25 protein-coding genes are annotated in these 20,420 nt (G+C 64.9%); 24 read left to right on the top strand and 1 reads right to left on the bottom strand.

Annotated features, from left to right (window positions below):
- The first annotated feature begins 318 nt into the window (after positions 1-318).
- The 14 genes from CK220_RS24165 (at position 319) to CK220_RS24095 (ending at position 10,622) form a co-directional block, all read left to right on the top strand.
- Positions 319-750 (top strand): hypothetical protein, encoded by a 432-nt coding sequence (locus CK220_RS24165; RefSeq protein WP_095813923.1) that lies wholly within the window; start codon positions 319-321, stop codon positions 748-750.
- 33 nt (positions 751-783) lie between these two features.
- On the top strand, positions 784-1,209 hold the full coding sequence (locus CK220_RS24160) for a DUF4054 domain-containing protein (protein ID WP_095813922.1): 426 nt from the start codon (positions 784-786) through the stop codon (positions 1,207-1,209).
- Between the two features lie 12 nt (positions 1,210-1,221).
- Positions 1,222-1,551, top strand: a complete 330-nt coding sequence (locus tag CK220_RS24155; RefSeq protein WP_095813921.1) for a hypothetical protein — start codon at positions 1,222-1,224, stop codon at positions 1,549-1,551.
- A gap of 3 nt (positions 1,552-1,554) precedes the next feature.
- Positions 1,555-1,998, top strand: coding sequence for a hypothetical protein (locus tag CK220_RS24150; RefSeq protein WP_095813920.1), 444 nt, complete (start codon positions 1,555-1,557; stop codon positions 1,996-1,998).
- 17 nt (positions 1,999-2,015) lie between these two features.
- The gene (locus CK220_RS24145) at positions 2,016-2,597 is read left to right on the top strand and encodes a hypothetical protein (RefSeq protein WP_095813919.1); all 582 of its coding nucleotides are present in this window, start codon (positions 2,016-2,018) and stop codon (positions 2,595-2,597) included.
- A 6-nt stretch (positions 2,598-2,603) separates the two neighbouring features.
- Positions 2,604-3,005 (top strand): hypothetical protein, encoded by a 402-nt coding sequence (locus tag CK220_RS24140; protein WP_095813918.1) that lies wholly within the window; start codon positions 2,604-2,606, stop codon positions 3,003-3,005.
- A 542-nt stretch (positions 3,006-3,547) separates the two neighbouring features.
- A complete protein-coding gene (locus tag CK220_RS24135) occupies positions 3,548-3,820 on the top strand; it encodes a hypothetical protein (protein ID WP_095813917.1) in 273 nt (90 codons plus the stop codon).
- The gene (locus tag CK220_RS24130) at positions 3,820-4,551 is read left to right on the top strand and encodes a hypothetical protein (RefSeq protein WP_095813916.1); all 732 of its coding nucleotides are present in this window, start codon (positions 3,820-3,822) and stop codon (positions 4,549-4,551) included. Before CK220_RS24135 ends, CK220_RS24130 begins: the two co-directional genes overlap by 1 nt.
- A gap of 25 nt (positions 4,552-4,576) precedes the next feature.
- Positions 4,577-6,535, top strand: coding sequence for a DUF3383 family protein (locus CK220_RS24125; protein WP_095813915.1), 1,959 nt, complete (start codon positions 4,577-4,579; stop codon positions 6,533-6,535).
- A gap of 33 nt (positions 6,536-6,568) precedes the next feature.
- Positions 6,569-7,000 carry a hypothetical protein gene (locus tag CK220_RS24120; protein WP_067328704.1) on the top strand — a complete coding sequence of 144 codons (432 nt, stop codon included), beginning with the start codon at positions 6,569-6,571 and terminating at the stop codon, positions 6,998-7,000.
- Positions 7,001-7,009: 9 nt separating this feature from the next.
- Positions 7,010-7,522 (top strand): hypothetical protein, encoded by a 513-nt coding sequence (locus tag CK220_RS24115; RefSeq protein ID WP_210201445.1) that lies wholly within the window; start codon positions 7,010-7,012, stop codon positions 7,520-7,522.
- A gap of 93 nt (positions 7,523-7,615) precedes the next feature.
- Complete coding sequence (locus CK220_RS24105) at positions 7,616-9,733, top strand: phage tail tip lysozyme (RefSeq protein ID WP_095813914.1); 2,118 nt, start codon at positions 7,616-7,618, stop codon at positions 9,731-9,733.
- Positions 9,733-10,308, top strand: a complete 576-nt coding sequence (locus CK220_RS24100; RefSeq protein WP_095813913.1) for a hypothetical protein — start codon at positions 9,733-9,735, stop codon at positions 10,306-10,308. Before CK220_RS24105 ends, CK220_RS24100 begins: the two co-directional genes overlap by 1 nt.
- Positions 10,308-10,622, top strand: coding sequence for a hypothetical protein (locus tag CK220_RS24095; protein ID WP_095813912.1), 315 nt, complete (start codon positions 10,308-10,310; stop codon positions 10,620-10,622). The genes CK220_RS24100 and CK220_RS24095 overlap by 1 nt, the downstream gene beginning before the upstream one ends.
- A 176-nt stretch (positions 10,623-10,798) precedes the next feature.
- Here the strand turns inward: CK220_RS24095 and CK220_RS24090 are convergent, their stop codons facing one another.
- Positions 10,799-11,041 carry a hypothetical protein gene (locus tag CK220_RS24090; protein WP_141245211.1) on the bottom strand — a complete coding sequence of 81 codons (243 nt, stop codon included), beginning with the start codon at positions 11,039-11,041 and terminating at the stop codon, positions 10,799-10,801.
- A 35-nt stretch (positions 11,042-11,076) separates the two neighbouring features.
- Between CK220_RS24090 and CK220_RS24085 the strand changes: the two genes are divergently transcribed.
- The 10 genes from CK220_RS24085 (at position 11,077) to CK220_RS24040 (ending at position 20,407) form a co-directional block, all read left to right on the top strand.
- On the top strand, positions 11,077-11,940 hold the full coding sequence (locus tag CK220_RS24085) for a hypothetical protein (RefSeq protein WP_095813910.1): 864 nt from the start codon (positions 11,077-11,079) through the stop codon (positions 11,938-11,940).
- Positions 11,937-12,599, top strand: coding sequence for a hypothetical protein (locus tag CK220_RS24080; RefSeq protein ID WP_095813909.1), 663 nt, complete (start codon positions 11,937-11,939; stop codon positions 12,597-12,599). Before CK220_RS24085 ends, CK220_RS24080 begins: the two co-directional genes overlap by 4 nt.
- Positions 12,596-12,946 carry a hypothetical protein gene (locus CK220_RS24075; protein ID WP_095813908.1) on the top strand — a complete coding sequence of 117 codons (351 nt, stop codon included), beginning with the start codon at positions 12,596-12,598 and terminating at the stop codon, positions 12,944-12,946. Before CK220_RS24080 ends, CK220_RS24075 begins: the two co-directional genes overlap by 4 nt.
- Positions 12,947-12,949: 3 nt before the next feature.
- Positions 12,950-14,386: a baseplate J/gp47 family protein gene (locus CK220_RS24070; protein ID WP_095813907.1), complete on the top strand. Its 1,437-nt coding sequence runs from the start codon at positions 12,950-12,952 to the stop codon at positions 14,384-14,386.
- Positions 14,387-14,392: 6 nt separating this feature from the next.
- Entirely contained in the window at positions 14,393-15,142 is a 750-nt protein-coding gene (locus tag CK220_RS24065; RefSeq protein WP_095813906.1) for a DUF2612 domain-containing protein, read from the top strand.
- A gap of 10 nt (positions 15,143-15,152) precedes the next feature.
- The gene (locus CK220_RS32835) at positions 15,153-16,628 is read left to right on the top strand and encodes a hypothetical protein (protein ID WP_095813905.1); all 1,476 of its coding nucleotides are present in this window, start codon (positions 15,153-15,155) and stop codon (positions 16,626-16,628) included.
- A gap of 58 nt (positions 16,629-16,686) precedes the next feature.
- Complete coding sequence (locus CK220_RS24055; protein WP_095813904.1) at positions 16,687-18,672, top strand: hypothetical protein; 1,986 nt, start codon at positions 16,687-16,689, stop codon at positions 18,670-18,672.
- A gap of 11 nt (positions 18,673-18,683) precedes the next feature.
- On the top strand, positions 18,684-19,076 hold the full coding sequence (locus tag CK220_RS24050) for a hypothetical protein (protein WP_245429377.1): 393 nt from the start codon (positions 18,684-18,686) through the stop codon (positions 19,074-19,076).
- 81 nt (positions 19,077-19,157) lie between these two features.
- Positions 19,158-19,928: a lysozyme gene (locus tag CK220_RS24045; protein WP_095813903.1), complete on the top strand. Its 771-nt coding sequence runs from the start codon at positions 19,158-19,160 to the stop codon at positions 19,926-19,928.
- Positions 19,925-20,407, top strand: coding sequence for a hypothetical protein (locus tag CK220_RS24040; protein ID WP_095813902.1), 483 nt, complete (start codon positions 19,925-19,927; stop codon positions 20,405-20,407). The genes CK220_RS24045 and CK220_RS24040 overlap by 4 nt, the downstream gene beginning before the upstream one ends.
- Positions 20,408-20,420: the final 13 nt, after the last annotated feature.

Below are 20,420 nucleotides of genomic sequence, written 5' to 3'. Positions count from 1 at the left end.
CGCGCGGCGATCAGGGATCAGGCGACGGAAGGCTTTGGCGCATGAGGTCGGGACTCTGACTAAACCGGACTGAGGGGGGTAGCGAGCGGTCGAGCCGTCCCAACTCTTCTATGCCCGAGGCGCAAACAGCGCCCGATCATCACCAAGACTAACTCTCCGGCAATCGGCGATTGGATTCGGCGAGGGGCACCATCATCTTCGCGGATGCTCTGAGAGAAACAGCCGCCCCACGGCTGTGAGCTGGGTTCGATTCCCAGCATCCGCTCCACCGACGCCATCGGCGACGGCCACCGCCTTTCCACCAACCGGAGTAAATCAATGTCCACCACCGTCACCGTTGCCTGCAAGCTGCCGCACGGCCTAATCCTGCGCCTTCACGAGATGGTCGAGCAGAACGAACCGACCGCCGGCGGCAGCTTCCGCAAGGTGAAACGCGCCCAGGTGATCGGCGAGCCGGTCGTCCTGAAAGGCTATCTGCGCCGCTTCGACCGCCGCAAAGAGCCCGCTCCGATGGCACAAGACAGCGACTACGCCCTGACCTATGGCGTCGATGCCGATTTCTTTAAGAAGTGGCTCGAGCAGAACAAGGACCTCGACGCGGTCAGGAACAACCTCGTCTGGGCGCATACCGAGACCGACATGGTCGAGGGCTTCATCAAGGAGCATGAGGCACAGAAGTCGGGTCTCGAACCGATCGATCCCAACAACCTGCCGCGCGGCATCCAGGCCTACAAGAAGGAAGAGGCCTGATCGAACTGACGCGGGCGAACACGGGAGGTCGCCATGGGCGTCATCGTCACTCTCGACTATGCCGCCTTCGTGGCGATTTACCCGCAGTTCGCAACGCTTAGTCAGCCGCAGGTTCTGCAGGGTGCGCTCCCGGTCGCGGTGCTCTACTGCCGCAATGATGGCGGCGGCCCCGTGACCAAGGCCGAGACGCAGACCACGCTGCTCAACCTGATGGTCGCTCACATCTGCCAGCTCATGTACGGCGCCAACGGTCAGGCGCCGGCCGGGATCGTGGGACGCATCTCGAATGCTGCCGAGGGCAGCGTATCGGTGCAGGCCGATTTCCCCATGACGCCAAACAGCGCCTGGTTCATGCAGACCCCATTCGGCGCGGCCTACTGGCAGGCCACCGCCGCCTACCGGACCATGCGCTACATGCCCGGCCCGCGCCGCGTCTTCAACCCGTGGCTCAACCAGTAAAGGACATCGCCCATGGACCTCCTCCAGCAATTGCAGCGCGAGTTCCGCGCCTTCCGCAAGCACGCCGAAGATCGCATCCTGACCCTTGAGCGCAGCCTGCGCCTCGCTTCACCGCCACCCCTCGAGCTGCCGTCTGAGACGCCCGCCGCTCCGGTCGTCACCGATGGCACAAATGGCACGACCGGCGCGATTAGCACGACTGTCGCGGCCGATACCGGCGCAACCGGCGCGGCCGACACCACGGGCGCAACCGGTGCCACGGGCGCGGCGACCGATGCCGGCGCGACCGGTGCCACGGGAGCAATCGGCGCCGCCGATCCGAAGACCAAGGCGAAGGCGTAGCCCATGGTGGAGCTCTCCGGCGGCGACAAGCTCGCCGCGAAGCTGGCCGAGATCGCCAAGAGCCTGCAGAAGGCCGTCTCGGTCGACGTCGGCTTCCTGGAGGGCGCGACCTATCCCGACGGCACCTCCGTCCCGCTGGTCGCGGCGCTGAACGAGTTCGGCAGCCGCGACACGCCGCCCCGCCCGTTCTTCCGGGGCATGATCGACGACAAGAGCCCCGAATGGCCCGACGCCGTGGGGAACCTCCTGATCGCGAACGGCTACGACGCCGAAAAGACGCTGGGCCAGACGGGCGAGGCCATCAAGGGCCAGTTGCAGGCGGCGATCACCGCCTATGACGGCCCGCCGCTGCAGCCCGCCACCATCGCCCGCAAGGGCAACGACAAGCAGCTCGTCGACACCGGCCACATGCTGGCGTCGGTCGACTATGCCGTCAAGAAATCCTGAACCCGGAGACCATTACGATGAGGGCCGTCCTTTTTTCGAGCAACCTCGGCGACATTCCAGCCGACCTTGCATTCAAGAACAACTTCGCGGCCGTGACCGATCCGGCCGCCGCTAACGACTCGAGCGAGGGTTATCAGGTCGGCTCGGCCTGGGTTAACACCGCGACCGACGCCGCCTTTGTCTGCGTCGACGCGACCCCTGGCGCTGCCATCTGGACCGTCTCCGCACAGCTCGGCAGCACCCAGGGCGCCCCGGCAGCGCACACCGTCTCCGGCACGCTCACGCCCGCCGATCTGCTTACGCGCATCATCACCATCCAACAGGGGGCAGGCGCGGCTTCAGTGCAGCAGCTCCCGACCGGTGCAGCGCTCCAGGCTGCGCTGCCGGCCGACTTTGAGGCCAACGACTCCTTCGACGTCTCGGTGATCAACACCTCCATCGTCGATGCCGAGGATGCCACCATCACCACCAACGCCGGCATGACGCTGGTAGGTTCGATGGACTTCCCGGCGCATAGCAGCGCCACGATCCCGTCGAGCGGCATCCTGCGCTTCCGCAACACGGGCGCCGGCACCTTCACGGTCTACCGCGTCGGCTGATCGACCATGAACCTGCACGGGATCGTCTCGGCGGCGATCGGGACGGTGAACCCGTTCGTGACCGCCACGCTGAAACGGTCCAGCGGCTACACCACGGCGGCCGACGGCACGCGCACCCCAAGCTTTGTCGACGTGCCCGGCGTCTCTCTGCAGGCGCAGTCGCTTACCTACAACGATCTGCAGCTGCTCGACGGGCTCAACATTCAGGGCGTGCGCCGCGCCGTCTACCTCAACGGTTCGGCCCTCGGCGTGGTGCGAGAGCTGCAAGTCGGCGGCGATCTCTTTGTCTTCCCCGCCGGCACTTTCCCGGAAGGCGACACCTGGCTCGTAGCACTCGTGCTCGAGTCGTGGCCCGACTGGTGCAAGTGCGCCCTGACCCTGCAGATGGATGGTATTGGGTCAGTTTGAATTCTACCGAGATGGATGGCCAAAGATGGTGACGATAAGCGCGGCCATGCCGAATGCGCAGAGGTAGAGGATAACTCCGTATAATGCGACACGGCGTGCTGAGCGGAGGCGAGGCGAGAAGAGCTCAGTCCTTGCCTTAATTTTCGCGGGACTCCTGTACCATGGAAAAGCCCAGTAGGTGAGTGGACTAAAGAAACCAACTTGCCAAACTATTCTCAACACTGAAACAACAACAGCTAACCAGCTTGCCGCCATAACAACGAAGCAAGCCATGATTGAGATAACCAGTTGGGGATTGTCTGCCCATTCATACCGCAATTCTATCTCCGTCATTTGTACGGACCGGGAGTCAGCGGTTTCTCTGCCCTTTAGCCTCGACAAGAGCGGACAATTTGGCCGATTTCCCAAGGATTGTCGATGGAGTGCAGCCTTGCTTCTGACCCTCAATTGGTTTGGCCCAATAGGGTTTGTGCTCGTCCTCTGCATCGGCCTCCCAGAACCCGCCCCACCAATCTTTGAAGACCCACTACAGGAGCCTGACAATGGCGAACGGAACCTTCATGGTGCCATGCCCCGCCGGCCAGTGGACTAAGGTCGCCGACGGGGCCAACTATTCATCGGCTCTGTTGCAGGTGACAAGCATAGGCGGCGTGCTGGCAGCGATCGCCGACAGCCAGCCTGCGGAGGGTGCCTCGAACGGCGTCCTGCTCTCCCAGAGCTTCGTTCCGTTCCCGCTCGCCGCCGGCGACCAGGTCTGGTGCCAGCCGGTCGGCGCCAGCGAGGCCACGGTGCGCGGGATCGGCACCAGCGTCTGATGAGCGGCCCGGTCCCCAGCCAGTCTGGCATCCAGACGGTCCTGCGCAGCTTTCTGCTGCAAATCCTGCCCGCCGGCGTCGAGGTGATATCGGCGCAGGACAACCGCGTCCCGGAGCCGGCTGGCGATTTCGTCACCATGACGGTGAGCCGCCGCGGTCGCCTCTCGACCAACGTCGACACCTATCAGGACTGCGCCTTTGAGGCCTCCATCGGCGATGCGGTGATGACGGTCACTCAGGTCTCCTTCGGCGCGCTCCTGGTAGGGGCGAGCGTCTTCGGAACGCCGGTGGCAGCAGGGACGGTGATCAGCGAGCAGACCGGCGGTACGCCGGGCGGCGTCGGAACCTATACCATCACGCCGGCACAGACCGTGCCAGCGCAGATCCTATCGAGCGGTGCCGAGACCATCGTGCAGCCGACCGACGTCGTCATCCAGCTTGACGTGCACAGCGCGTCGGATGGCAGCGCGTCCGACATGGCGCAGACGATCGCCACCCTGATCCGCGATGAGCGGGCGACCCGGTATTTCGCGGATGCCGGCATGGATGGCGCGCCGCTCTATGCTGACGATCCCAAGCAGGTCCCGTTCTTCAACGGCGAGCAGCAATACGAGACCCGCTACGTCGTCGACGTGCACCTGCAGGCCAACCAGGCAATTGGCCTGCCACAGCAATTCGCCGACCAAGCCGTGATCGACGTCGCCAACGTCGAAACGACTTTCCCGGCCTGACCCTCAAACAGAAAGGACCTGGTCCATGACGACCATCCCGGCCTCGCAGCTTGTGAACGTCATTCCGAACGTTCTCAACGCGGGCGGCAACGCGCTCGTGATGAACGGCCTCGTGCTGACCCAAAACACCCGCGTCCCGATTGGGCAGGTGCTCTCGTTTCCGAACGACGGTGTGTCGGTGTCGAACTTCTTCGGCCCGTCCTCGGAAGAGGCCGAGATCGCGGCGGTCTATTTCAACGGCTTCAACAACTCGACCCAGAAGCCGGCTACGATCCTGTTCGCGCAGTATGCGTCCGCGTCGGTCGCGGCCTATCTGCAAGGCGGCAAGGCCGACCAGCTCTCGCTGGCGCAGCTCCAGGCTTTGAGCGGCACGCTCAGCGTCAACGTCGACGGATATGTGCGCACCGCGAACGCGATCGATCTGTCGAGCGCAAACAGCTTCTCGGCCGCCGCGGCGCTGATCCAGACCGACCTGAACTCCGCTCCTCCGCAAGCGGCCACCGTGACGGGCGCCATCGCCCCTGCAACGGCAGCCGTGACCGCTTCCATCGCCGGCAATGTCATGTATGTGACCGGCGTGACGTCGGGCGTTCTGGTCGCAGGGGCGGCGCTCTCCGGCGCTGGCGTGTCGGCCGGCACGCAGATCACCGACCAGCTGTCGGGAACGCCCGGCGGCATCGGCGAATATGCCGTGTCGATCGGACAGGTGGTCGCCAGCACCGCCGTCTCGGCAACGTATGGCACCCTCACGGTCACTGCGCTCGCAAGCGGCACCTTGGCGGTCGGCCAGACGCTTGCCGGTGCAGGGGTGACGGCTGGCACGCGCATCGTGCAGCTTGGCAGCGGCGAGGGCCTTACCGGCACATACTTCGTCGACAAGACCCAGACGGTGGCGAGCGGCGCTATCACGGCGTCGGCCACGCCGCTGGACGTCACCTATGACTCCGTCTCCGGCGGCTTCGTCATCACCTCGGCCGTTGTCGGTGCGGCGTCGTCCGCCGCCTTCGCCACCGGCTCGGTCGCGGCTGGCCTCTTCCTGACGCAGGCGACCGGCGCGACGCTCTCTCAGGGCGCCGATGGAACGACGCCAGCCGCCTTCATGGCCGCGATCACCCAGCTCACCCAGAATTGGGCGACGTTCATGACGATCTTCGACCCCGATGGCGGCTCGGGCAGTGCGCAGAAGCAGGCCTTTGCCGAATGGGTCAACAACACCAACAAGCGCTATGCCTACATCGCCTGGGACACGGACATCACGCCCGCCGAAGGCAACGATGCGACGTCGAGCTTCGGCAACATCATCTCGAGCGCCAATCTCGACGGCACCTGCGCCATCTACCATCCCGACGGCGGCATCACGACGCCCGCGCAGATCGCGGCCTTCATCTGCGGCGCGGCGGCCTCGATCGACTTCCAGCAGACCAACGGCCGCATCACCTTCGCATTCCGGGGGCAGGATGGCCTGGTGGCAGGCGTCACCACCGCGACTGTGGCGAGCAACCTCATCGCCAACGGCTATAACTTCTACGGCGCCTACGCGACGGCCGCGCAGCAGTTCCTGGAGTTCCAGAACGGCACGGTGTCGGGCGAGTTCGAATGGCTGGACAGCTATATCAACCAGATTTGGCTGAACAACCAGCTCCAGCTCTCCCTCATGGAGCTGCTCCAGAACATCAACTCGGTGCCGTACAACGCGGCCGGCTATGAGCTGATCAAGGCGGCCTGCCTCGACCCGATCAACCAGGCGCTGAATTTCGGTGCCATCCGCGCCGGCGTGACGCTGTCGGCGCTCCAGATCGCGCAGATCAACTCGGCCGCCGGCGTCAAGGCGAGCGACACCCTCCAGCTGCAAGGCTGGTATTTCCAGGTCAAGGACGCCACCCCGCAGGTGCGCCAGGCCCGCCAGGGCCCGCCGATCAACTTCTGGTACATGGACGGCGAGTCCGTGCAGCAGATCGAGCTGACCTCGACCCTCGTCCAGTAAGCGGCAACCAATCCACCCGTCAGGAGCCAGACCATGTCGACCCTAACCGCCGCGAACGCGGTCATTACCCTTGCCGTGCCGAACCTCTTTCCGACCCCGGTTCAACTGCAGGGCTTCGCCACTGACAACATCTACGACATGGACAGTGTCGACCAGGTGGAGACCGCCATGGGCGTCGACGGCATCCTGTCGGGCGGCTTCGTCTACAACCCGATCAACCAGACGTTCGTGTTGCAGGCCGATTCCCCGTCGATCGCCTTCTTCGAAACCTGGGCGGCGACGCAGGTGCAGGCCAAGGACGTCTACACGGCCAACGGCTCGACCACGCTGCCATCGCTCGGCCGCTCCTACATCTCCACCAAGGGCTTCCTGGTGAGCCTTCCGCCGATGCCGGCGGCGGCCAAGATCCTGCAGCCGCGCCGTTTCGCGATCCGGTGGCAGAGTGTTCAAAGCGTACCGAACTGAGGGTAAGTCATGGCGCGTAAAGAGATCGACGTCACGATCGCCGATGAGGGGCGTGACCAGGGCAAGACCTTCCACATCCGGGAGATGCCGGCGACGCGCGCGGAGAAATGGGCGATGCGCGCGCTGCTCGCCGCGGCGCGCTCCGGCGTCGAACTCCCCGATGACTTCGCCGGCATGGGCATGCAGGGCATCGCCATCGTCGGCATCCGGGCGATCACCAAGATCGACTTCGAGGATGCCGAACCGCTGCTCGACGAGATGATGGAATGCGTCACCATCAAGCCCGACCCTCGCAACCCGGCCATCCAGCGCCCGCTGATCGAGGGTGACGTCGAGGAGATCGCGACGCTGATCCAGCTCCGGCAGGAGGTCATCAACCTTCACGTCGGTTTTTTTACCAAAGGCGACCAGTCGAAATCGATCTCGACACAGTCGCCGGCGTCCACCTCCTCGAATACGGCAATGTCTCCCGAGCCATCGGTCAGGTTCTCTCAAAGGGCAAAACCTCGCTCCGCGAGCTAGACGAGTGGCTGTCGGTCGAGGACGTCCACGACCTTCTCGAGGTGGCGATGGTCGACGCCCACAACCTGATGCTGCTGAGAAAAAGGGACGAGAATGCCAACGGTCATTGACAGCCTGATCGTCACGCTCGGCCTCGATCCCAAGGACTTCACCGATCAGCAGAAGAAGACGTCCGAGAGCTGGCTCAAGACCGTCAACGCTTTCCGGAAGGGCGGCAAGGACGTCGAGGAAAGTTCGAAGAAGGCCGCCGAGACCGTCAACCTGATCACGCGGCGCGTGCTCGAACTCTTCGCCGTCATCACCGGCAGCCAGGCGCTCAGCGAGTTTGTGCGCAAGCTCACCAATGCAGACGCCTCGCTTGGCCGCTTCGCCTCGAGTCTCGGTGAATCGCCCCAGCGCATCGCGGCCTGGGAGAATGCAGCCGAACGCTTCGGCGGCTCGGCCGACGCCACCGCGTCGACCCTGGAGCGCGTCAACAAGCAGCTCTACAACCTCAACAAGAACGGTGAGGCGCTGCCTCGCGAGTTCTCGCAGTTGCAGGCCTGGACCGGCATGCGGATCGACCCCAACCATGGGCTCGATCGCTACCTTTCCGATGTCGCCGCGGCTTTGCAGAGGTTGCACCAGATCGACGCCGGCGCGGCTCACAATGTCGCGCAGGCGCTGGGAATCGACCCGGCGACCGAGCAGCTCATGTACAAGATGGGCTCAGGCATCGACATCTATCTCGGGAAACTGGAGAAGAGCCTTTCGCCCAGCAATCAGGCGATCGAGGCGGCGCAAAAGCTCCAGGCTAGCTGGAACGAATTGCTCCAGCACATCATCGCGCTCGCCAACGCCATCTATGACAAGCTCGGCCCGGTCCTGGTCGACGCGGCCGACAGGATGACGACCTGGATCGAAAAGAACCAGGACTGGATCCGGACCGGCATTGTCGACGCGGTGAAGAAATTCATCGACTGGCTCGAAAAGATCGACTGGAACGCCGTCGAGACCGGCATGCAAAATTTCGCGCACGGCGCGAAAGAGGTGGTCGACGGGGTCGGCGGCATCGTCCATGCCACCGAGATCCTGTTCGGCCTGTGGCTCGGCGCGAAGTTTCTGCGCGTTCTCGCCAATATGCGCATGCTCGCTGCGGGAGGTGCCGGCGGCGTCGCCGCTGGCGGTGCTCGTGCGGGCCTGGGCTTTCTCGGCACCATCTCAACGGGCGTTGGAATGCTTCTTGCCGGCGCGGCCGCCGTCAAATGGGGCGGCGCGCATGTGCGCCACGACCTCGACAACCGCGACCATGGCACCATAGGCAATTGGGTCATGGCTCATCTGCGCAAGGCGCCGGGAAGCCATCCCGGCAAGGATGCCGACGACAAGATCGCCGTCGACGGCAAGCCGATCTCGAGGAGCAATCCCGTGCCGGTCACGATGGCCGAGCAGAGCAACTCGGGCGGCGGCTTCTGGAGCAACCTCCTCAGTGGCATCGGCGCTGCGTTCGGCGGCGGCAGCGCATCGTCCAAGGCCGGCGGCCTCGTCGGCGGCATGGTGGGTGGGACCGGTCCTAGCGGCCCTCAGCGGGCCTCTGGTGGCACGCGAGGCTGGTGGACGCCCGAGCGGCAAGCGCAGGCTTACCAGACCCTCACGGGCGGCGGCCTGTCAGATGCAGGCGCCCGCGGCCTCATCTCGCGCTGGATGAATGTCGAGGCGTCCGGCGGTCCCTCGACCGTCAACAGCATCGGCGCGTCTGGCGTGGCGCAATGGCTGGGCTCGCGTAAGGCGCGCCTCATGGCCTTTGCGAAGGCGCGCGGCAAAGACTGGAACGATGCCGACACGCAGTATCAGTTCGTCCTGTCGGAGCTGAACGGCCCCGAGAGCCGGGCCGGCAGCATGTTGCGCAATGCCAAGACCGACGCCCAGGGCGCTACCGGTGCATCGATGTTCGAGCGCGCCGAGGGCTACAATGCCTGGAGCGGCATGGACGCCTATACCGGCCGGACCTACCGGGGCATGAAGGGGATCAACACCGGCGCCGCATCGGCGGCGCTGTCGAACATCTCGAGCACGCACACGGCCACGACGTCGAACAGCTCGGTGGAGGCCCACATCGGCAAGGTCGAAGTTCACAGCCAGGCCACCGATGCCAACGGCGTTGCGGCCGACATCAACGACGCGCTCAGCCGGCGTCTGTTCACTGCGCAGGCAAATAGTGGATTGGCGTGATGGCCGGCATTCTTGAACTTCTGACGCAGGACGCCTTCGGATTGCTGTCGAGCGCTTTCGGCCTGCAGCCATGGGGTATCTACTTCGGCGGAGTGCCGGTGATCATCGCCGACAACATCGTGGAGGTGCAGTATCGCCAGCAATGGTCGATCTCTGACTTCCCGGTCGAACAGGGGGCCTTCCAGAGCTACGACAAGGTCCAGATACCCTACGACGCTCGGCTGCGCTTCACCGCCGGCGGATCGGCCGCAAACCGCGCCGCGATGCTGGCGTCGATCGCGGCCGTCGCCGGCGACACCAACCTCTATGACGTGGTCACGCCGGAGGCTGTCTACCTCTGCTGCAACATCACCCACTACGACTACAGCCGTCGCTCGAATGAGGGGATGGGGCTTCTCTCGGTCGATATCTGGCTGATCGAAGTGCGGCAGGCCGTCAGCGCCGCCATGTCGAACACCCAGGATCCGAGCGGCGCTTCTCAGGTCAACGGCGGCACTGTGCAGACCGCGCCGGCGAGCAGCGCGCAGCTCGAGCAATTCAAGACATCGTCTGGCCTGCCAGCCGGGGGCTTCTGATGGTCATCATTCCTCTGCAGGCGGTGCCGAACCAGGCGGTCGGCGTGACGCTGGACGGGCAGGTCTCGCAGATCAGCCTCTATCAGAAGAACACGGGCCTGTTCATCGACCTCTATGTCGACAACGTGCTCGTGATCGGCGGCGTGATCTGCCAGAACCTCAACCGGATCGTCCGGTCGCTTTACCTTGGCTTCTCCGGCGAGCTGCTCTTCATCGACAACCAGGGCGATACCGACCCCTACTACACCGGGCTCGGCACGCGCTACAGCCTCGCCTATGTGTCGGCGAGCGAGCTTCCGGCCGGTATCGGCTGATTATTGGCTAGGCCAGCAGCTCCAACCCGTTGTCCCAAAACGGAACGAAATCACGGCTTCGTGATTATCGTTGCATGGTCGATCCTTCTCGGGTGTAGCCAGTCATCGAAAGCCCGTCGCTTACGCTCATTAGCTGCGACGGGCTTTCTCTCTGCGGCGGCGCTTCGCCTTGCGCATCATTTGCAACGCTTGAACCGATCGCCGGCAAAGCAGAGGTGGACTTCCCTCAGCTGCGCCGCCACCGCCTCGCGCTGATCGCACGCCTTGATGGTGTCGGGATCATCGCCCGAGCCGCCGCGGCACTGCTCATTCAGGTCGAGATAAGTCTTTTCGAGCGCGGCCTTGTTCGGCTTCGCCAGCGCCGGCGCGACGGTGAAAAGCAGAAGGGCGGCGCTCGCGGCGGCAAGGACTTTCGGCATGGGCGTGACTTTCTTCATGTGAGGCGGCGATCGAGATGGCGTTCAGCCAGAAGCGAATTTCCGTCGAGTTCGAGCTGGCAAACGGTCAGTTTGAAGGCGGCGGCAACACCGCGGAGGTATTCGGGCTGCGCGTCGCCTGCAACATCGTCAACGCCGGGCAAGGCTCGGGGCAAGCGGAAATTTCGATCTGGGGCCTGCCGCTGGCTCTGATGAACCAGCTATCCACCGTCGGTTCACAGTATCTCCAGATGTACAAGAACGGCATTTCGGTGCTCGCTGGAGATGACGAGACCGGCCAGAACGTCGTGTGGACCGGCACCATCGTTTACGCCTATGTCGACGCGCAGGCGATGCCAGACGTGTGCTTCCGGATCAGCTCGCTCCCGGGCGTCTTCCATGCCGCAAAGCCGATCCCGCCGCTGAGCATCAAGGGCTCCGGCGACGCCTCGCAGATGATGAAATCTCTCGCGGGGCAGATGGGCCTGGCCTTCGAAGACGCCGGCGTCAAGGTCAAGTTCGCCAACCCCTACTATCCGGGCACGGCGTGGACGCAGATGCTGGCGATCGCGCGCGACGGCGGCTTCGACGTCGGCATCGATCGCGGCACGATGGTCATCACGCCGCCCGGCAAGGCGCGAAACAGCGACACGGTGCTGATTTCGAAAGACACTGGCATGGTCGGCTACCCGTTCTTCCAGCAGGCCTTCGTGCTGGTCCGCGCGCTCTACAACCCCGCCGTGAAGTATCAGGGGAAGGTGCAAATCCAGAGCGACCTGACGCCGGCCAACGGCACATGGAAGGTCAACCGCCTCGAGTATCAGTTGGAGGCAATGATGCCCCACGGAAAGTGGTTCATGCTCCTCGAATGCATCGCCGTTGATGCCTCGGCGCCGGCATGAGCGGCCAAGGCTATTTCGGTCAGCAGACCACGTCTGACGACACCGCCGAGATCAACCGGCTGCGCTTCCTCATTCGCCAGGAGCTGGCGCAGGCGCGCACGGGCATCCCCGTCAAGGTCGTCGCGGTGCATGGTGGCGGCGTCGGCGCGCCGCCCACGGTGGATGTGATGCCGCTGATCAATCAGACGGACGGGCAAGGCAACCAGACGCCCCACGGCGTCATCTACGGCATCGCCACGATGCGCAACCAGGGCGGCACCAACGGCATCATCAACGATCCGAAGATCGGCGACATCGGCCACATGACGATCTCGGACCGCGACATCTCGGCGCTGAAAGCCAACGGCGGAGCGCAGTCAAACCCGGGCAGCTTCCGGCGCGGCAACATGTCGGACGGCATCTATCAGGGGGCCATCGCCAATCCGGCCAACCAGGACCAGGCCGTCCAGTTCACCGAGGGCGGAATCAAGCTCTTCGACAAGAACGGGCAGATCATCGAGTTCGCGGCCGGCTCCATCACCATCACCACCGCGCAGCTGCGGGTGACGGGCGACGTCATCGCCGGCGCCGGTGGCGAGAACATCAGCGTGCTCAACCATCTTCACACCAACGTCCAGCCCGGCGGCGGCACGTCAGGCCCACCGGAGCCCGGAACATGAAGACGCTCCTTCTCGACACCGACACCTGGGACCTGGTGGCCGATGCGTCGGGCAACATCGCGATCGCCGACGAGCCCTATGCTCTGGCGCAGGACGCGGCGAGCGCGATCAGGCTGTTCGCGGGCGAGCTCTACTACGACACGACGCAGGGCATTCCCTACTTCGACCAGATCCTGGGCAAGGCGCCGCCGGTCTCGCTCATGAAGGCGTACTTCAATCGCGCCGCCTTGACGGTGCCCGGCGTGGTCTCGGCGCAGACCTTCATCCAGTCATGGACCGATCGGACTGTCACCGGCCAAGTGCAGGTGACGGACGCGGCCGGCAACACCACCGCAGCGAGCTTGTAGCACATGGTCGACACCACCAACGTTCCCCCGCCGCAGTGGACGGACACGGGGTTCCTGATCCCGTCGGCCGCGGAGGTGCTGGCGGGCGTGACCGAGGACATCAACGGCGCGTTTGGCGGCGTCCTCAATCCCGCGCTGAACACGCCGCAGGGGCAGCTCGCCAGCAGCGAGACGGCGGTGATCGACGAGGTCAACTCGACGTTCCTCTATTTCACCAACCAGGTCGATCCCGCCTATGCGACCGGCCGTATGCAGGATGCGATCGCGCGCATCTACTTCATCGAGCGCAACCCGGCCCAGCCGACGGTCGTGCAGGCGCTCTGCAGTGGCTTGCCGGGCGTCGCCATCCCGACGGGCTCGCTGGCCCTTGCCGAAGATGGCAACCAGTATCTGTGCACCGAGGATGGCGTCATCGGCGTCGACGGCACTGTCACCCTGCCGTTCGAGTGCCTGGTCGTCGGGCCGGTCCCATGCCCTGCCGGAAGCCTCGACCAGATTTACCGAGCGATCCCCGGCTGGGATTCGATCACGAACCCGGATGACGCCGTGCTCGGCAACAATGTCGAGAGCCGGTCGGCTTTCGAGGCGCGCCGTGCTGCCTCCGTCGCGTTGAATTCGCAGGGCTCGCTTCCGTCGGTCCTGGGCGCGGTGCTGGCGGTGCCGAACGTCATCGATGCGTTCGTGACAGAGAACGCCAGCAATGACGTCCAGACCATTGGCGGCGTCTCGATCTACCCGAACTCACTCTATGTCGCGGTGGTCGGCGGCGACGCTGACGACGTCGCACAAGCGATCTGGTCGCGCAAAGCGCCCGGCTGCGCATATAACGGCAATACGACGGTCACGGTCTACGACCAGAGCCCCGGCTATGTCCCGCCGTACCCTGCCTATCGGGTGAGCTTCGAAATCCCCGATCCGCTGGGGATCCTGTTCGCGGTCAACATCGTCAACACGCATCTCGTCCCCGCCGATGCCGCAACGCAAATCCAGAATGCCATCGTCAGCGCCTTTGCCGGGGGCGATGGTGGCCCGCGCGCGAAGATCGGCACCACGCTATTTGCGAGCCGCTTCTACGCGCCCGTGGCCGCCCTTGGCTCGTGGGCGCAGATCATCTCGATCGAGGTAGGCTCGAACAACAACCCCAGCGCCGTCTTCACGGGCCAGATCGCCGGAACGGTACTGACGGTCTCCGCCGTTGCCTCGGGGGCGCTGGCGGTCGGCCAGATCATCTCCGACACCACCGGAGCGCTGACCCTCGGCACCACCATCACCGCGCTCGGCACCGGGACGGGCGGCACCGGTACCTATGTCGTCTCCAACAACAAGAACGTGTCAATCGAGACCATGACGGCCGCGATCCCCAATCGCTTCGACATCGCCGTCGACATCGACCAGGTGCCGACGATCTCCCCCAACGACATCTTCGTCACCCTGACCTGATCGATCATGGAAGACACAGGACCTCCCTATCCCAGGCCGCCGGCCGGGATACCGAACGGCTTTGGTCAATTCGCCATTGGCATCAGCCCCATCGGCGATTTCCCGCCTTTCGACGTCTGGCGCACTGTCATCAGCCAGTATGCGAATGCGCCCACGCTGACGCAGCTGATCGGGAACATCTTCTCGTATCTCGACCAGACGGCCAATTTCGATGCGTTCTTCGACTACATCTGGAACGTCGACACGGCGCAGGGCTATGGGCTCGACGTCTGGGGCCGCATCGTCGGCGTCAGCCGGGTTTTGCAGGTCACGACCGGGGACTGGTTCGGCTTCGATGAGGCGAAGCCGGGAGCCGATCCGTTCGGGCAAGGCGCCTTCTATTCCGGCGCTCCGCTCACCTCGAATTTCGCGCTGTCGGACGAGGCATACCGCCGGCTCATCTTCGCCAAGGCGGCAGCCAACATCACCAACGGCTCGATTCCGGCGATCAACCAGATCCTGCTCAGCCTCTTCCCCCACAGGGGCAACGCCTACGTTACCGAGGGCGGCAATTACGGGACATGGTTCGGCTTCGAGGAATCGCTGAACTCCGTCGGCTTCAACCAGGCATCGTTCTACGCGGGCTCGCCGATCGAGACGATGACGATGACCTACACCTTCGCCTTCCAGCTGACCCCTGTCGAACTCGCGATCGTCCAGAACTCCGGCGTCTTGCCGAAGCCGACCGGCGTCAAGGCGTCGGTCGTCATCATCTAAGGATCCCTCCATGAAGCTTTCCGCCTTGCCTGCCAAGTTCCCCGTAGCTTGGGGAGCTTCGGCGAGCCCGAGCTACATCCGCTCCATCCCGCTCGGCTCGCAGATCGGGATTGTGAATGGCGCGGCCTCACTGACCGACGGCTTTCCGCCACTCAACTTCCTGCCGGTCGGATCGGGCGGCGTGCCGCCGTTCGGCCAGGACATGAACGGCATTCTGCAGCAGATCACGCAATGGTCGCAGTGGCAGAATGCAGGCGGTCTGGTCCCCTACGATCCGGCCTTCTCGGCAGCGATCGGCGGGTATCCCAAGAGCGCGTTGCTGGCTGGCGCGGCGACTGGCGTGGTTTGGCTGAGCACGGCCGACGACAATACGTCCGACCCGGATACGAGCGGCGCGAATTGGGTCAACATCGGAGCCGCATCCGCGCCCATCATGGTCGGTACCGATGCGGGCTCGGCCAATGTCTGCACCGCCACGGTCCTGCCGGCGCCGGGCGCTTATGTCGACGGCCAGATCTTCGTCGTCCAGAAGGCCGCCTTCGACAACAACGGCGCCATGACGGGCAACATTGACGGGCTCGGTACACATCCTATCGTCAACATGGACGGGACCGCGCTGACGGCAAAGCAATGGCCAGCGAGCGCCACGGGCATCCTCGAGTTCAACAACGCGACGACGTCGTTCCGTCTGCTCAACCCGGCTGTGACAGTAGCCGCCAACGCGGGCCTTGCCGCGACCGATCAGCAGGTCCTTTCGCTGAGCATCACGACTCTGCCGGCACCCACCGGCGCACTTTCCTTGAACGACAGCGTTCCGCTGCACGTGGTGGCGGACGGTGCGGACCGCGAGGTCACCCTTTCGGCGCTCGCCGCTATTCTCCCCGGCGCGATGAAGGCCATGCGCGTCATGACAGCGAGCGGAACCTACACGCCGACGGCTGGCGCCAAGAGCATGCTCGTCTTTGCCACCGGCGCAGGTGGCGCAGGCGGCGGCAATGCCACGGCAAACGGCTTCACTGGCGGCGGCGGAAGCGCGGGCGGAACGGCGGTCTATTTCGGTGCCGTCTCTCAGCAGACCGTCACCATCGGCGCCGGCGGCGTCCCCAATCCATCTTCCGGTTCGGATCTCATCGGCGGTTCGGGCGGAACAACCTCTTTCGGCGCTCTTGCCGTCGCTACCGGCGGCATTGGCGGTTCTTCCAGCGGCACCAACTCATTTGGAGCTGGCGGCCAAGGGGTGGGGACCGGAACCGCCGGAACCCTCTTGATCCACGGCGGTGGCGGCTCGCCCGGTTCAGGCCATGAAGGCGGTTGCGGGGGCACCTCGTTCTGGGGCGGCGGCGGCTATGGCGGCGCAACACCTTCGACCGGCGTCCAGGTACCCGGCGGCCCGGGCTCCCTCGGCGGCGGCGGCGGTGGTGGCGACGGCGGCGGCGCCGGCGGGGCCGGGGGCAACGGTGTGGTCGTCATCTTCGAATTCGACTGATCGCGGCATCGCCGCCCTCGCGTAAGCCAACCACTCACACACATTCGGATTGGGACAAATGAATCCCTTCAGCTACGGCAACGTCCTGACCGCTGGCCAGTGGAGCTATCTGTTCTCGCAGAAGCAGGACGCGCTCGGCTATACCCCGGTGAACCGGGGCGGCGACACAATGCAAGGGCCGCTCAACACCCAGGCCTCCACGTCCGACGGCGCTGGATTCAGCATCCCTCCTGGCGCTGCTCCGGGAGTGCCGGTCGACGGACAGATCTGGATGACGATCTTTGGGCTCTTCTTCCAGATCGGCGGGAAAACGATCGGACCGATCGCCAACGGCACCATCGTCGGACCTTCGAACTCCGTGGTGGGCGACATTCCCGTTTTCTCCACGACCGGCGGCACTGCCCTTGCGGACAGCGGGATCTCGCTCGCTTCGCAACTCCCCAACCTCATCCTGGCTACTCCAGCCTTCGGAAGCGGAGTGCCCGCATTCCGAGCGCTGATCGGGGCTGACCTACCCACGCCGCAGCCCGTGGCACTTGGTGGCGTGAAATCTGCGGCAGCTCCTCCCCATCAGTTTGGGACGGGCGTCGACACCAGCGGCAACCCAACGTTTGCGCAGCCTGCAATCAGCGACGTCTCGGGCCTTGCCGCGAACATGCTGGCCTTTTTTGCCGGCGGCACGAGCGCCCAGCTCGCCGCGGCGATGGTCGACGAGACCGGTAGCGGTCCGCTTGTCTTCGCCACAAACCCGACCGTTGCCCTTGGCTCGGCCTCGACCGCCGTCACCCAGACACCCGGCGACAATTCGACCAAGCTGGCAACGACGGCCTATGTGCAGGCAGCGATCTTCGCCACCACGACGCTGCCGGCGACCAGGCTGGCCACGACCACCGCGCTTCCGGCGGTCACCTATGCCAACGGAGCATCCGGCGTCGGTGCCACGCTCACCGCCTCTGCCAACGGTGCTTTGACGGTCGATGGCGTCGCCGCGAATCTCAACGACGTGATCCTGGTCAAGAACCAGGCCTCGTCGTTCCAGAACGGCATCTACACGGTGACGGCGACCGGTAGCGCAGGCGCGCCATTCGTCCTGACGCGTGCGACCTACTACAATCTCTCCGCCGACATCGATCTTGGCGACCAGACGTTCGTGACGGGTGGAGCGACGCAGGGCGCCACGACCTGGACGCAGAATGCCAAGGAAAACCCGGTCATTGGCACCGACCCGATCACGTTCGCCCAGACGGCGGGGGTCGGTTCCTACACCGCCGGGAACGGCCTCACCCTGGCGGGCACGCAGTTCGCGATCGACACGACGATCGTCACTGACCTGTCGTCGGCGCAGTCGCTCTCCAACAAGACGCTGGTGAGCCCGGCACTCAGCGGCGTGCCCACCGCGCCGACTGCAGCGGCAGGCACGAATAGCGCGCAGATCGCCAGCACCGCATTTGCGGCGGCCGCTGCGGCGACCGCAGCTGCCGGCACGCTCGTCAACGTCCAGGTAAAGACTGCCTCGGGCACCTATACGCCGACCGCAGGCGCAAGCCGTGCAATCGTCTTCGTGACGGGCGGCGGCGCTGGCGGCACGACGGGCACCGGCAGCGGCAGTGAAAGCGGCGGTGGCGCTGGCGCCACGGCCATCTTCTTCATGAACGGTGTCTCGGCACAGACCGTTACAATTGGTTCGGGCGGCGCTGCCGGCGCCGCAGGTGGATCATCCGCATTCGGCACTGTCACTGCGAACGGTGGCTCTGCCGCAGCCTCTCAGAGCCTCGGTGGCCGGGGCGGCACGGCAGCCAACGGCACACTCAACCTCGGCGGCGGCGACGGCGGCTCCGGCACCAATGCGACCGGCAACTCTCAAGGCGGCGAGGGCGGCGCAAGTTTTTGGGGCGGCGGCGGCGCGGGCGGCCAGACCGCTAACAGCCACAATGCCGGCGCGGCCGCGCAGGCATACGGCGCTGGCGGCGGCGGCGGTTCGTACAGCGCTGGCGCTGGCGGTGCTGGCGCGCCCGGCGTCGTTCTCATACTCGAGTTCAAATAAGGACCGCATTCATGCAACTGGCAGTCATCCAAGGCACCGACGTCGTCAACATCATCGAGGGCGACCCGACCTTCACGCTCGACGGCTTCACGATCGTCCCGCTCGCGGAGCCGGGCTATATCGGCGGCACCTATAGCAATGGCGTGTTCAGTGCTCCCCCGGCACCGCCTGCCGTTGTGCCGGAAAGCGTGTCGGCTCGGCAATTCCACCTCCAGCTAAGCGTTGCCGGTTTGCGCGCCCAGGTCATCGCCTGGATCGGAACGCAGCCTGTCGAGGTGCAAGACGCCTTCGAATACAGTGGAAGCTTCGTGCGCAACGAGCCGATGATGGAAACCGGCTTCGCCGCGCTCGGCTACACGTCGGCCCAGATCGACGCGTTCTTCACGGCCGCCGCGCTGCTCTGACGGCGGGCACGCACGCCGGCGTCGACTCGAGTCCTCGTTCTCATCTGATCAAGCTGCCCTCTAGGGCGGAAAGGAAGTGTTATGCGTCTCGTCGCCGACGTGCGCCGCGTGGTGCTGTTGTCTCTGAGTTTCTGGATGCAGGTGTTCGGCCTCGCCGTGCTCGTGCTGCCTGAGCTCTGGTATCGCGTGACCGGTCAGGACTATGACCCAAACGTCGCATGGTGGCTCGGCGTGCTCCTGCTGCTCGCCGGCATTGTTGGCCGGGTCTACCAGCAGGGACTGTCGCCATGGAAGGAATGGATCCGCATCATTGCCGTGGCGGCAATCGCCTTCGCGTTGGCGCTTCTGCTCGCCTGGCCTTCGAGCGCAAGCCCCCTGGCTGGCAGTCCGGCGACCGAGGCACAGACGCTCGACATCGCCGTGCCGTTCATCGCCAAGAAGGAAGGCGAAAAGCTGGTCGCCTATAGGGACTCTGTTGGCGTCCCAACTATCGGCTTCGGCCATACCGCCGGTGTCCACATGGGCATGGTGATCACGCACCAGCAGGCCCTCGATCTGCTGCGCCAGGACACCGCCGCGCACCGCACCGGGCTACACCGCTATTTCACGACGGAGACGATCAACGTCCGCCTGCCTGCTACGCGCGATGCGGCCTACACCTCATTGGCATTCAACGTCGGCGCTGCCGGGGCGGGCAAGAGCACCGCAACGCGCCGCCTCAACGCTGGTGACGTCGCCGGCGGTTGTCAGGCGCTGACCTGGTTCGATGAAGCCGGCCATAGGGTGCTACGGGGCCTATGGGAACGGCGCCAGCAGGAGAAGGCGCTGTGCATGATCGGCGCAAGCCAATGATGCTTGCTTTCATCGCGCCGGTGCTGGCCCTCCTCGGCCCGGTCTGGAATTTCTGCACCAGCCGCATCGGCCTGCCGCTGGTCCTGGCCGGCGGCATCATCCTCTTTTACGAGGGCCTGCCGCTCGGCCCGCTGCGCGACATTCCCTATGTCGGGCCGGAGCTGACCGGCCTCGTCGGCGGTCGCGTCGATCGGGCCTATGCGGCCGGCCAGAAGGCCGAGGACGCGCTGTGGCAGGAAAAGATCAAGCTCGCCGCTATCGCCCAGACGGCCGACACCAAGACGCGGCAGCAGGACATCGACGCCGCGGCACAAGCCTACATCGACAAGCAGCATAGCGACGCCGGCCGCATAGCCGACCTAGTGCGCGCGCAGAAGGACCAAGACAATGCACCGCCCGTTTCGACCAATCCTTCTGGCTGCAAGCCTGATGGCATCTCTGCAGGGGTGTCAGAGCGCCTCGACGCTATCGGTCGATAGCCTGGCGCCGAAG

The organism is Mesorhizobium sp. WSM3860 (genome assembly GCF_002294995.1).
GTDB lineage: Bacteria > Pseudomonadota > Alphaproteobacteria > Rhizobiales > Rhizobiaceae > Mesorhizobium.
The sequence above is the reverse complement of the archived record's forward strand: the minus strand, read 5'-3'. Positions and strand labels throughout refer to the sequence as shown.

Excerpts from the sequence above, each read along its gene's own strand:
- CK220_RS24165 (WP_095813923.1), top strand. The coding sequence starts at position 319 with ATGTCCACCACCGTCACCGTTGCCTGCAAGCTGCCGCACGGCCTAATC.
- CK220_RS24160 (WP_095813922.1), top strand. The coding sequence starts at position 784 with ATGGGCGTCATCGTCACTCTCGACTATGCCGCCTTCGTGGCGATTTAC.
- CK220_RS24155 (WP_095813921.1), top strand. The coding sequence starts at position 1,222 with ATGGACCTCCTCCAGCAATTGCAGCGCGAGTTCCGCGCCTTCCGCAAG.
- CK220_RS24150 (WP_095813920.1), top strand. The coding sequence starts at position 1,555 with ATGGTGGAGCTCTCCGGCGGCGACAAGCTCGCCGCGAAGCTGGCCGAG.
- CK220_RS24145 (WP_095813919.1), top strand. The coding sequence starts at position 2,016 with ATGAGGGCCGTCCTTTTTTCGAGCAACCTCGGCGACATTCCAGCCGAC.
- CK220_RS24140 (WP_095813918.1), top strand. The coding sequence starts at position 2,604 with ATGAACCTGCACGGGATCGTCTCGGCGGCGATCGGGACGGTGAACCCG.
- CK220_RS24135 (WP_095813917.1), top strand. The coding sequence starts at position 3,548 with ATGGCGAACGGAACCTTCATGGTGCCATGCCCCGCCGGCCAGTGGACT.
- CK220_RS24130 (WP_095813916.1), top strand. The coding sequence starts at position 3,820 with ATGAGCGGCCCGGTCCCCAGCCAGTCTGGCATCCAGACGGTCCTGCGC.
- CK220_RS24125 (WP_095813915.1), top strand. The coding sequence starts at position 4,577 with ATGACGACCATCCCGGCCTCGCAGCTTGTGAACGTCATTCCGAACGTT.
- CK220_RS24120 (WP_067328704.1), top strand. The coding sequence starts at position 6,569 with ATGTCGACCCTAACCGCCGCGAACGCGGTCATTACCCTTGCCGTGCCG.
- CK220_RS24115 (WP_210201445.1), top strand. The coding sequence starts at position 7,010 with ATGGCGCGTAAAGAGATCGACGTCACGATCGCCGATGAGGGGCGTGAC.
- CK220_RS24105 (WP_095813914.1), top strand. The coding sequence starts at position 7,616 with ATGCCAACGGTCATTGACAGCCTGATCGTCACGCTCGGCCTCGATCCC.
- CK220_RS24100 (WP_095813913.1), top strand. The coding sequence starts at position 9,733 with ATGGCCGGCATTCTTGAACTTCTGACGCAGGACGCCTTCGGATTGCTG.
- CK220_RS24095 (WP_095813912.1), top strand. The coding sequence starts at position 10,308 with ATGGTCATCATTCCTCTGCAGGCGGTGCCGAACCAGGCGGTCGGCGTG.
- CK220_RS24090 (WP_141245211.1), bottom strand. The coding sequence starts at position 11,041 with ATGCCGAAAGTCCTTGCCGCCGCGAGCGCCGCCCTTCTGCTTTTCACC.
- CK220_RS24085 (WP_095813910.1), top strand. The coding sequence starts at position 11,077 with ATGGCGTTCAGCCAGAAGCGAATTTCCGTCGAGTTCGAGCTGGCAAAC.
- CK220_RS24080 (WP_095813909.1), top strand. The coding sequence starts at position 11,937 with ATGAGCGGCCAAGGCTATTTCGGTCAGCAGACCACGTCTGACGACACC.
- CK220_RS24075 (WP_095813908.1), top strand. The coding sequence starts at position 12,596 with ATGAAGACGCTCCTTCTCGACACCGACACCTGGGACCTGGTGGCCGAT.
- CK220_RS24070 (WP_095813907.1), top strand. The coding sequence starts at position 12,950 with ATGGTCGACACCACCAACGTTCCCCCGCCGCAGTGGACGGACACGGGG.
- CK220_RS24065 (WP_095813906.1), top strand. The coding sequence starts at position 14,393 with ATGGAAGACACAGGACCTCCCTATCCCAGGCCGCCGGCCGGGATACCG.
- CK220_RS32835 (WP_095813905.1), top strand. The coding sequence starts at position 15,153 with ATGAAGCTTTCCGCCTTGCCTGCCAAGTTCCCCGTAGCTTGGGGAGCT.
- CK220_RS24055 (WP_095813904.1), top strand. The coding sequence starts at position 16,687 with ATGAATCCCTTCAGCTACGGCAACGTCCTGACCGCTGGCCAGTGGAGC.
- CK220_RS24050 (WP_245429377.1), top strand. The coding sequence starts at position 18,684 with ATGCAACTGGCAGTCATCCAAGGCACCGACGTCGTCAACATCATCGAG.
- CK220_RS24045 (WP_095813903.1), top strand. The coding sequence starts at position 19,158 with ATGCGTCTCGTCGCCGACGTGCGCCGCGTGGTGCTGTTGTCTCTGAGT.
- CK220_RS24040 (WP_095813902.1), top strand. The coding sequence starts at position 19,925 with ATGATGCTTGCTTTCATCGCGCCGGTGCTGGCCCTCCTCGGCCCGGTC.